The organism is Polaromonas sp. (genome assembly GCF_029945895.1).
GTDB lineage: Bacteria > Pseudomonadota > Gammaproteobacteria > Burkholderiales > Burkholderiaceae_C > Polaromonas.
In genome coordinates this window covers 1-10,487 of sequence record NZ_JAQSDL010000099.1, presented here as the reverse complement: position 1 = coordinate 10,487, position 10,487 = coordinate 1, and the positions used below count along the sequence as shown (strand labels likewise).

Here is a 10,487-nt window from a genome sequence, read left to right as displayed (position 1 = left end):
GAAGTACCCGCGTTACGAAAAAATGGGCCTGGCCGACCTGTGCCAGCACATCCACGCGCTCTACGCCAAGTACGACATCGCGCGCCTGACGACCGACATGTACCTGAGCGACCTGACGCCGGCCATGAAGCCCAGCGATGCCTACGCGCACATCGCGCTGCACAAGACCGAACGCGTCGAGATCGACAAGCTCGAGGGCCGTATCACGGTGGGGTTGGTCACGCCTTATCCGCCCGGCATTCCGCTCTTGATTCCCGGCGAAGTATTCAACAAGAAGATCGTCGACTACCTGAAGTTCTCGCGCGAGTTCAACGCGCAGTGCCCGGGTTTCGAGACCGACATTCACGGTCTGGTCGAAATCGAAGATGCCGACGGCAAGAAGCACTATTACGCCGACTGCGTGAAAGAGTAATCAGGGCGCGACCGGCCTGCCGGCCGCCGGCCGCGGCGTTCAGGGCCGTGCCGGCGCCATGTCCTCCCGGACCCGCAGGAAACTCGCGAAGCGCGGCACACCGCTGTCATTCAAGCCGCGAAAGCGGTAGGTGACGATGCTGCCCACGAGCGGTGGGTGGCGCCGCTGTTCGTCGCTGAAGCCGGTGCCCAGCTTGAAGCGCTTGCCCGGCAGGCCGTCCGCGCCGATCGTCTCGACCAGCAAAGCGCCCAAGGCCGCCGCATGTTTGCCCTGGCCCGGCCGGTGGGCCAGCACGCGGGCTTCCGCGTCTTCATGCGTCTTGACCTTGAGCAGGTCGTCATTGCGCAGGCCCTGGTAAAGCGAGGCGCCGCGGTGCAGCATCAGCCCTTCGCCGCCCAGCCGGACGGTTTTGGCCAGCAGGCGCTGAAGTTCGGCGTGGCTGGCCACCCGGGACTGCGCAACCGCCTGCACCCACGGCTGGTCGATGCGGCTGACCACCCCATGGAGGGCCGGAATCCGCTCGGTGAAGGTGCCGGCCTGCGTGGGCAGGTCGAACACCATGAAACGCAGGGCACGCCACGCGGCATCGTCAGGGGTCTGCTGGCGCACGGTGGAGACCGCTTTGGAGAATTGGCCCCGGCCGGCCCACAACTCGCCGTCCAGGGGCTGCCTGGGCCAGCCCGCCGTGAACCAGGCCGGCGCGGCGATGCGTTCGCCGCCGCGGGTCAGCAACTTTTCTCCGTCCCAGTAACCCCGCACGCCGTCAAGTTTTTCACTGAGCCAGTAGTCCTGCAGCGCGATGCCGGGGTGGTAGACATTGGCCAGCATCAGCGACGGGTTGTTGCCGGCCGCCGCTGCGGGAAGGGCAAGCGCCAGCAGGGCCGTCAACGCCAGCAGCCAGGGCAGTGCGCAGATGCGAAGGAAAGCGCCGCGCGTGCGGGGGAGCGTGAGGGTGGGTGGTGGAGATGTCGTCATGTCGCTGGGTTTATTGCATGATTCATGCCGCAAGCGCCCGAACAAAGGGCGTGGGCAGCTATCAAAACAGTAGTGTTGGCATTTTCCCGTTTTGCCCGCTTTTCTGGCCTGCGCCTGACGATTGTGCGGTCAGGCGCGGGCTTGCTGCAAGACTGAACCAGTACAAACTTCATTCATGAACGCCAAAGATGTTGCTTCCATAGAACAGGCCACCCTGGCCGCCGTGGCTCCCGCCACCGTGGAGGAGCGCGAGGGCTGGCTGTTGCCGGTCGATCACGGAACCATAGGCCGCGCTCGAAGCGCCGTGCCGCTGCAGCATACGCACGCGGAGCCGGGCGTGCTGGGCCGCATCGAGGCGTATTACGCGGCGCGCGGCCTGCCGGCGGTGTTTCGCCTGGCCACCGACGCCTGTTTTGACGGTTTGCGCCATGAACTGCGCCAGCGCGGTTACCGCGCCGACAAACCCACGCTGGTGCAGTTGGGCACGGTAGCGCGTATGCGCGATGTGTCATCGCAGGTAAGCGCCGAGGTCCATGCTGCGCCGGATGCGGCCTGGACGGCGCTTTTCCTGGGAGAAGGCTTTGATCCGGTGGACGGCGCCTGCCGGGTCAGGGCACTGAGTCGTGCGCAGGGCTCGGTGCATGCCAGCGTTCGTGAAGGCGGCCAGGTGCTCGCGGGCGGGGTGGCGGCTTTTGACCATGGTTGGGTCAGCGTGCACGGCATGCGCACCGTCGCAGGGCACCGCGGCCGGGGTCTCGCCGGACGGGTACTGGCTGGGCTGGCCGACATTGCACGGGAGCGGGGGCATGGCACGGGTCTTCCTGCAGGTGGAGGCCAGCAACACCGCCGCGCAGGCGTTATACCGTCGCGCGGGCTTTGAAACCGCGTGGTCTTATGTGTACTGGCGCCGCACCTGAGCAGCCGGCTCGGCCCGGTCGTGCTCACTTTTATATAGCATTAGTTGACCGTGTATCAGGGGATAAGGCCGTATTTGACTCCAAACCCGGGACTGAACCCTGAGCCGGTTCAGCTCGCCTCGGTGTCGCGGCCGATGCCGGCCGTGTGGCTGAAGCCGCCATCCACATAGGTGATTTCGGCGGTGACGCCGGAAGCCAGGTCGGACAGCAGGAAGGCGGCCACGTTGCCCACATCCTCGATGGTGACGTTGCGCCGCAGCGGCGAGGCGGCGGCCACCATGCCCAGCAGCTTGCCGAAGTCCTTGATGCCGCTGGCCGCCAGTGTCTTGATCGGGCCGGCGCTGATGCCGTTGACGCGCATGCCCTTGGGGCCCAGCGACTCGGCCAGGTAACGCACGCTGGCTTCCAGGCTGGCCTTGGCCAGGCCCATGGTGTTGTAGTTGGGGATGGTGCGCTGGGCGCCCAGGTAGGTCAGCGTCAGCAGGGCCGACTTCGGGTTGAGGTGGGGCAGGGCAGCCTTGGCCATGGCCGGAAAACTGTAGGCGCTGATATCGTGGGCAATCTTGAAGCCCTCGCGTGTCAGGCCTTCGAGGAAGTCCCCGGCAATCGCCTCGCGCGGTGCGTAGCCGATGCTGTGCACAAAGCCGTCAAAGGTCGGCCAGGTCTTGGTCAGGTCCGCAAACAGGGCGGCAATCTGCGCATCGTCGCCGACATCGCAGTCAAAAATCAGCTTGGAGTCGAAGTCGGCGGCAAATTCGGTGATGCGCTCCTTGAAACGTTCACCCACGTAGCTGAAGGCCAGTTCGGCGCCCTGGGCATGGCAGGCCTTGGCAATACCGTAAGCGATGGACCGGTTGGACAGGACGCCCGTGATCAACAGTTTTTTGCCGGTGAGAAATCCCGTGGGTGTGCCCATGCTTGTGCTCCAGTGTGTGCGAGTGAAAGGGCAAAGGGCGCGCTGCGTGCATGGTGCTCTTTGCCAACTTAAGTAGTGCAGAATTGTCGCATGCGGGATTTGTCGTTTTTGCGGGCCTTGGTGACGGCCGTTCTGGTCTGTCTGGCTCCGGCTTCCTGGGCTGCCCACGCCTATGCGCAGTTCGGCGATATCAAGTACCCGCCGGGCTTCACCCACTTCGACTACGTCAATCCCGCCGCGCCCAAGGGCGGCGAGATCCGCATGGTGCCGCCGACCCGCCCCACCAACTTCGACAAGTTCAACCCCTTCACGCTGCGCGGCACTGCGCCCTACGGTATCGGCACGCTGATGATCGAGAGCCTGCTGACCGGCAACGCCGAGGAGCCGACCACCGCCTATGGCCTGCTGGCCGACGATGTCGAGGTGTCGCCGGACCGGCTGTCGGCCACCTTCCGCCTGCACCCCAGGGCGCGCTTTCAGGACGGCTCGCCGGTCCTGGCCGCCGATGTGCTGCATTCGTTCACGCAGTTGACCGGCAAGCTGGCCGCGCCGCAATACCGCAGCATTTATGCCGAGGTCAAAGCGGTGAAGGTGCTCGCCGAACGGGTGGTGCGTTTCGATTTCGCAGTTCCCAATCCCGAGTTGCCGCTGGTCGTGGGGGGCATGCCGGTGTTCAGCCGCGCCTGGGGCGGCGGCAAGCCGTTCGACAAAATTGTGTCCGACCTGCCGATAGGCTCCGGCCCCTACAAGCCCGCCAGCCTGGCGATGGGGCGCGACATCACCTATGTCCGCGACCCGGCCTACTGGGGCGCCGAGCTGCCAAGTCGCAAGGGTCAGTTCAACTTCGACCGCATCACCTTCAAGATCTACCTCGACGAAACCTCGCGTTTTGAAGGCCTGAAAGCCGGTGAATACGACTTCATGCGCGAGTTCATCTCGCGCAACTGGGCACGCCAGTACACCGGCAAGCAGTTCAGCTCGGGCGAACTCGTCAAGCGGGCTTTCGAGAACCGCAACCCCGGCGACTTCCAGGGTTATGTGTTCAACCTGCGCAAGGAAAAATTCCAGGACGTACGCGTGCGGCGCGCCATCGGGCTGGCCATGGATTTCGAGTGGATGAACCGGCAGCTGTTCTACGGCATCTACAAACGCGTCAACGGTTATTTCCCGAACAGCGAATTTCATGCCGAAGGGCTGCCCAAGCCCGACGAACTGGCGCTGCTGGAGTCGCTGCGCACCAGACTTCAGCCTGAGGTGTTTGGCGCGGTGCCGGTGGCGCCCGCCACCACACCGCCGGGCAGCCTGCGGCAGAACCTGCGTCAGGCCCAGGCGCTGCTGCGCGAAGCCGGCTGGAGCTACCGCGATGGCGCGCTGCGCAATGCCAAGGGCGAGGCCTTCACGATGGAGTTCCTCAACGACCAGCCGTCGCTGGTGCGCATCGTCGGGCCCTTCCAGAAAGCGCTTGAAAAGCTCGGCATCACCATGACTTACCGGGTCGTTGATTTCTCCCTGTCCAAGCAGAAGATGGACGCGTTTGACTTCGAGATCACGACCTTGCGTCTGCCGGGCTCGACCGCGCCGGGCAGCGAGCTGCTGGAGCGGTTCGGCTCCGAAGCGGCCAGGACGCCCGGCTCGTCCAATGTCTGGGGCATTGCCGACCCGGCGGTCGATGCCTTGCTGCAGAAGGTGGTGACCGCGCGAACCCGGCCCGAGCTGGGCGCCGCCATGCGCGCGCTGGACCGCGTGCTGACGCACGGCTTTTATTCGGTGCCGCAGTATTATGGCGACGCCTTTCTCATCGGTTACCGGCCTGCGCCTTTTGTGTTGCCGACGACGATTCCGCCGTATTACCAGGCCGACACCTGGGCCATGAGCACCTGGTGGGCTTCAAACTCCAACAAATGACCCCCCACGCTCAACACTTCATGTATTCGCTGCCATCCGCATAACCATGGCCAGCTACATCCTCAAACGCCTGCTGCTCATGATTCCCACCCTGCTGGGGGTGCTGCTGCTGACCTTTGCCATGGTGCAGTTTGTGCCCGGCGGTCCGGTCGAGCAGATGGTGGCGCAGTTGCAGGGGCGCGATTCCGGCGGCGAACGTGCGGCGGCCACCGGCTCCGGCTACCGCGGCCGGCAGGGCCTGGACGCGCAGCGCATCGAGGAAATCAGGGCGCTGTACGGTTTTGACAAACCCGTGCACGAGCGGTTTTTCCAGATGCTGGGGCAGTTCGCGCGGTTTGACCTCGGGAAAAGTTTTTACCAGCACAAGGACGTCTGGCAACTGGTCAAGGAAAAGTTGCCGGTGTCCATCAGCCTCGGGCTGTGGACCTTTTTCATCAGCTACCTGATCGCCGTGCCGCTCGGCGTGGCCAAGGCGGTGCGCGCCGGCTCGCGTTTTGACTTCGTCACCACGCTGATCGTGCTGGTCGGTTATGCCATTCCCGGCTTTGTGCTGGGCGTGGCCCTGCTCGTGATTTTTGGCGGGCAGCTGCAGTGGTTTCCCTTGCGCGGGCTGACCTCGTCGAACTGGGAAACCCTGAGCTGGGGCGCACGCATCACGGACTACCTGTGGCACATCACCTTGCCGGTCACGGCCATGGTGCTGGGCAGTTTTGCGGTGACGGCAGTGCTGACCAAAAACTCCTTTCTCGAGGAAATCCGCAAGCAGTACGTGCTGACGGCACGCGCCAAAGGCCTGTCCGAGCGCCAGGTGCTCTGGAAACACGTTTTTCGCAATGCGCTGATTCCCATCATCACGGGTTTTCCGTCGGCCTTCATTGGTGCCTTTTTCACCGGTTCGCTGCTGATCGAAACCCTGTTCTCGCTCGACGGCCTGGGGCTGCTCAGTTACGAAAGCGTGATCCGGCGCGACTACCCGGTGGTGCTGGGCACGCTCTACCTGTTCACCTTGATCGGCCTGCTGACCAAGCTGGTCTCGGACCTTTGTTATGTCTGGGTAGACCCCCGCGTGAAGTTTGATTGAGTCATGACGGTCCCTGCCTCGCCCCTTTCCGCATCGCCCTCCAGACGGGCCTGGCAGCGCTTCCGGCGCAACAAGCTGGGCTATCGCAGCCTGGTGATTTTCTGCGTGCTGGTGGTGCTGAGCCTGTTTGCCGAGGTGTTGTCCAACGACAGGCCGCTGCTGGTGCGTTACGAGGGGTCTTTCTACTTTCCGCTGGTCCGGGACTATTCGGAAAAAACCTTTGGCGGGGATTTCGACACACCGACGGACTACCTCGACCCCTTTGTCCGCGCCAAACTCAGGGAAGGGGACAACTGGTCGGTATATCCGCCCAATCCTTATGGCCCGCGCACCATCAACTATTTTTCAAAAGAGCCCAACCCGTCGGCGCCGTCGCGCGACAACCTGTTCGGCACCGACGACCGCGGGCGCGACCTGCTGGCCCAGCTGATTTACGGTTTCCGCCTCAGCGTGCTGTTCGGGCTGGCGCTGACGCTGATCGGGGTGGTGGTCGGCATCATCACCGGGGCGGTGCAGGGTTATGTGGGCGGCAAGACCGATCTGGCTTTCCAGCGTTTCATCGAGATCTGGGGCTCCATGCCTGAGCTGTACCTGCTGATCATTTTCAGCGCGATTTTTGCGCCCAGCGTGGCCGTGCTTTTGCTCCTGCTCAGCCTGTTCGGCTGGATGGGTCTGTCCGACTATGTGCGCGCCGAGTTTCTGCGCAACCGCCAGATGGACTACGTGCGCGCTGCGCGCGCGCTGGGCGTCGGCAACCTGCAGATCATGTGGCGCCACATCCTGCCCAACAGCCTGACGCCAGTGGTCACCTTTCTGCCTTTTCGCATGAGTGCGGCGATTCTGGCGCTGACTTCACTTGATTTTCTGGGCCTGGGCGTGCCGCCCGGCACGCCCTCCTTGGGCGAGCTGCTGAACCAGGGCAAGGCCAACATCGACGCCTGGTGGATTTCGCTGTCGACCTTCGCGGTGCTGGTGATGACCTTGTTGCTGCTGACCTTCATGGGCGATGCGCTGCGGGACGCCCTGGACCCACGGAAGGCTGACAAATGACGGCCTCCACGACCTCCATGCCCGTCGCGAACGTGTCCTGCCTTCTTGACGTCAGCAACCTGCGCGTGTCCTTCGCCGGCAAGGAGGTGGTGCGCGGCATCGATTTTTCCATCCGGCCCGGGGAAAAACTCGCGCTGGTCGGGGAGTCGGGCTCCGGGAAAACCGTCACTGCACTGAGCCTGCTGCGCCTCGTGCAGAACGCTGCCATCAGCGGCAAGGCAGCCTTCGCGGGACATGAGGGGGCTGTCGACCTGCTGTCCCTTCCCGAGCGGACTTTGCGCGGGATCCGCGGCCAGGACATCGCGATGATCTTTCAGGAGCCGATGACGGCCCTGAACCCGCTGTTCACCGTGGGTGAGCAGATCGCTGAAGTCTTGCAGCTGAAAAAGGCCATGACGCCCGCCGAATCTGCGCAGGCAGCTATTAAATTGCTAGCGGATACCGGCATTCCCGAGGCTGCCCGGCGGGCCGGCTCTTACCCGCACCAGCTGTCAGGCGGCCAGCGTCAGCGCGCCATGATTGCCATGGCGCTGGCCTGCCAGCCCAAACTGCTGCTGGCCGACGAGCCGACGACGGCCCTCGATGTCACGCTGCGCACGCAGATCCTGGACCTGCTGACCGGGCTGCAGCAACGCAACGGGATGGCAGTGCTCCTGATCACCCACGACCTGAACCTGGTGCGGCGCTTTGCCGACCGCATTGCCGTGATGGAGAACGGTCGCATTGTGGAGACCGGGCCGGTGGCGCAGGTGTTCGACCACCCGCAGCATGCCTACACCCGCAAACTGATAGACAGCCGGCCGTCACGCGACGTGGCGCCGGGTCAGGCCGATCCTGCTGCTGCCGTGGTGCTGCAGGCCCGGGACCTGCGGGTCACGTACCCGCTGCCTATTCCCGGGGTGCGCGGCTGGTTTCGCAAGGGCGAGTTTGTAGCGCTCCATGGCGCCAGTTTCCAGGTTCCCGCCGGCCAGACCCTCGGGGTGATCGGGGAGTCCGGGTCGGGTAAATCCACGCTGGCCCTGGCCGCACTGGGTCTGCATCCGCACCAGGGTCAGCTGCTGGCAGCGGGCCAGGCATGGAGCCGCGATGCGGCCAGCAACAAACGTATCCGACGCGCGGTTCAGGTGGTTTTCCAGGACCCGTTTTCCTCGCTGTCGCCGCGCATGACGGTCGAGGAAATCGTCGGGGAAGGCTTGCGCGTGCACGAGCCGGGGCTGTCCGCCAGCCAGCGGCGAGAAAAGGTGCTGCAGTCCCTGGCGGAAGTCGGTATGAACGAAGCGCAGGATTCCGTCGCCGGGCCGCCCCAAGACGGAATGCACCCCGTTGGGGGGCAGCAAGCTGCACGCAGTGAGGGCGCGCGGGGGCAGGATTTCCCCGGCCTGCTGCAGCGTTACCCGCATGAGTTTTCGGGGGGGCAGCGCCAGCGGCTGGCGATTGCACGGGCCCTGATCATCCAGCCCCGGTTGCTGGTGCTGGATGAACCGACCAGCGCCCTGGACGTGACGATCCAGAAACAGGTGCTCCAGCTGCTGCAGAAACTCCAGCGCGAGCACGGCCTGAGCTACCTCTTGATCACCCACGACGTGGATGTGATCCGGGCCATGGCGCACCAGGTCATGGTGCTCAAGGACGGCGAGGTGCTGGAAGCCGGCAGCGTGGAAGAGGTGCTGGAGCGGCCGCAACACCCTTACACCCAGACGCTGGTGGCGGCGCAGGGCTGACGCGGATGAGGTCCACCCAGAGCCTTTTTGCTGATTTCGCCGCTTTTTCCGGAATTTGTGGATGCCGGCCAGGTTGCGTTGCACAAAGGATAGGGCGCCCCGGCATGTAAACTGCTTGCACAGGCGTTAGCAGCAGGTTACAATATGCGCTTCACGACCAAATGGGCGGGTTTTCACCGCCCATTTTTTTTGGGCGTTTGTTTTTGCAACCCTGACTTTTACGAAGCTGCTTTTTTAGAACTGAATGGCATTACACGAGACGATTGAGCAAACAGTCACGGGACTGGGTTACGAGCTGGTGGACATCGAGCGCACCGCCGGTGGTTTGCTGCGCGTCACGATTGACCAGCCTTATGTCCAGGGTGCCGAACAGTTCATCAATGCAGAAGACTGCGAAAAAGTCACGCGCCAGCTGCAGTTTGTGCTGGAAGTGGAGGGGGCCGCGTATTCCCGGCTCGAAGTGAGCTCGCCGGGCATTGACCGCCCCTTGCGCAGCGAAAAGGATTTCGAGCGGTTTGCGGGCGAGTTGATTGACCTCACGCTGAAAGCGCCCATCGGGGCGGCGGCCGCGGCCGGATCCGGCGTGTCGGCCAGCCGTAAAAAATTCCGCGGCACGCTTGAGCGTGCGGCTTCCGGGTGGCAGATTGTGTGGAGCGAAGAGCCCGCCGTCAAACCCGGGCAAAAGATAAGCAAAAAGAGGATTCCCGCACCGCTGCAGGCGCTGGGTTTCACGCTGGATGAAATAGTGCAGGCGCGTCTGGCGCCCGTTGTTGACTTCAAGGGGCGCCGGCCGAAAAGCGCACCCGCCACAGAGATATAAAAGAAAGGCAGGCTTGTGAAATGAATCGCGAACTGTTGATGTTGGTTGATGCCATATCGCGTGAGAAAAATGTTGAACGTGACGTCGTCTTTGGCGCGGTCGAGCTTGCGCTCGCCTCGGCCACCAAGAAGGTGTACGCAGACGGTGTAGACATCCGCGTGGTGGTGGACCGTGATAGCGGCAACTACGAAACCTTCCGCCGCTGGCTGGTGGTGCCTGACGAAGCCGGTCTGCAAAACCCCGAAGCCGAAGAGCTGGTCAGCGATGCGCGCGACGAGATTGCGGACATCGAAGAAGGCGACTACATCGAAAAGCCGGTCGAAAGCCTGCCGATCGGCCGTATTGGCGCGCAAGCAGCCAAACAGGTCATCCTGCAGAAAATCCGCGACGCCGAGCGCGAGATGCTGCTCAACGACTTCATGTCGCGCGGCGAGAAGATTTTTGTCGGCACCGTCAAGCGCATGGACAAGGGCGACATCATTGTCGAATCCGGCCGCGTCGAGGGCCGCCTGCGCCGCAGCGACATGATCCCGAAGGAAAACCTGCGCTCCGGTGACCGTGTTCGCGCCATGATCATGGAAGTCGACAACACCTTGCGTGGCGCGCCCATCATCCTGTCGCGCACCGCGCCCGAATTCATGATCGAGCTGTTCCGCCAGGAAGTGCCCGAGATCGAGCAGGGCCTGCTGG

Annotated in this window: 9 protein-coding genes and 1 pseudogene; 8 read left to right on the top strand and 2 right to left on the bottom strand. The window is 63.6% G+C overall.

Annotated features, from left to right (window positions below):
• Positions 1–412 (top strand): annotated as a pseudogene (locus tag PSV33_RS14955) (lysine decarboxylase); the annotation flags it as partial.
• A 39-nt stretch (positions 413–451) separates the two neighbouring features.
• On the opposite strand, the gene PSV33_RS14950 reads toward PSV33_RS14955, so the two are convergent.
• Positions 452–1,387 (bottom strand): DNA ligase, encoded by a 936-nt coding sequence (locus PSV33_RS14950; protein WP_300563004.1) that lies wholly within the window; start codon positions 1,385–1,387, stop codon positions 452–454.
• A 175-nt stretch (positions 1,388–1,562) separates the two neighbouring features.
• Here PSV33_RS14950 and PSV33_RS14945 point away from each other — a divergent pair, with 175 nt between their 5' ends.
• Positions 1,563–2,267 carry a GNAT family N-acetyltransferase gene (locus PSV33_RS14945; RefSeq protein WP_300563002.1) on the top strand — a complete coding sequence of 235 codons (705 nt, stop codon included), beginning with the start codon at positions 1,563–1,565 and terminating at the stop codon, positions 2,265–2,267.
• Between the two features lie 146 nt (positions 2,268–2,413).
• On the opposite strand, the gene fabI is transcribed toward PSV33_RS14945, so the two are convergent.
• Complete coding sequence (fabI, locus tag PSV33_RS14940; protein ID WP_300563000.1) at positions 2,414–3,220, bottom strand: enoyl-ACP reductase FabI; 807 nt, start codon at positions 3,218–3,220, stop codon at positions 2,414–2,416.
• A 90-nt stretch (positions 3,221–3,310) separates the two neighbouring features.
• Between fabI and PSV33_RS14935 the strand changes: the two genes are divergently transcribed.
• From PSV33_RS14935 to PSV33_RS14910, 6 genes are all read left to right on the top strand, one after another.
• Positions 3,311–5,125: an extracellular solute-binding protein gene (locus tag PSV33_RS14935; RefSeq protein WP_300560922.1), complete on the top strand. Its 1,815-nt coding sequence runs from the start codon at positions 3,311–3,313 to the stop codon at positions 5,123–5,125.
• Between the two features lie 46 nt (positions 5,126–5,171).
• Positions 5,172–6,206, top strand: coding sequence for a microcin C ABC transporter permease YejB (yejB, locus tag PSV33_RS14930; protein ID WP_096698866.1), 1,035 nt, complete (start codon positions 5,172–5,174; stop codon positions 6,204–6,206).
• Between the two features lie 3 nt (positions 6,207–6,209).
• Entirely contained in the window at positions 6,210–7,256 is a 1,047-nt protein-coding gene (locus tag PSV33_RS14925; protein WP_300562998.1) for an ABC transporter permease, read from the top strand.
• The gene (locus PSV33_RS14920) at positions 7,253–8,977 is read left to right on the top strand and encodes a dipeptide ABC transporter ATP-binding protein (protein ID WP_300562996.1); all 1,725 of its coding nucleotides are present in this window, start codon (positions 7,253–7,255) and stop codon (positions 8,975–8,977) included. The genes PSV33_RS14925 and PSV33_RS14920 overlap by 4 nt, the downstream gene beginning before the upstream one ends.
• 244 nt (positions 8,978–9,221) lie before the next feature.
• The gene (rimP, locus tag PSV33_RS14915; protein ID WP_300562994.1) at positions 9,222–9,797 is read left to right on the top strand and encodes a ribosome maturation factor RimP; all 576 of its coding nucleotides are present in this window, start codon (positions 9,222–9,224) and stop codon (positions 9,795–9,797) included.
• A gap of 20 nt (positions 9,798–9,817) precedes the next feature.
• Positions 9,818–10,487: transcription termination/antitermination protein NusA (locus tag PSV33_RS14910; RefSeq protein WP_300562992.1), on the top strand; the 670-nt coding region annotated here is incomplete at its 3' end.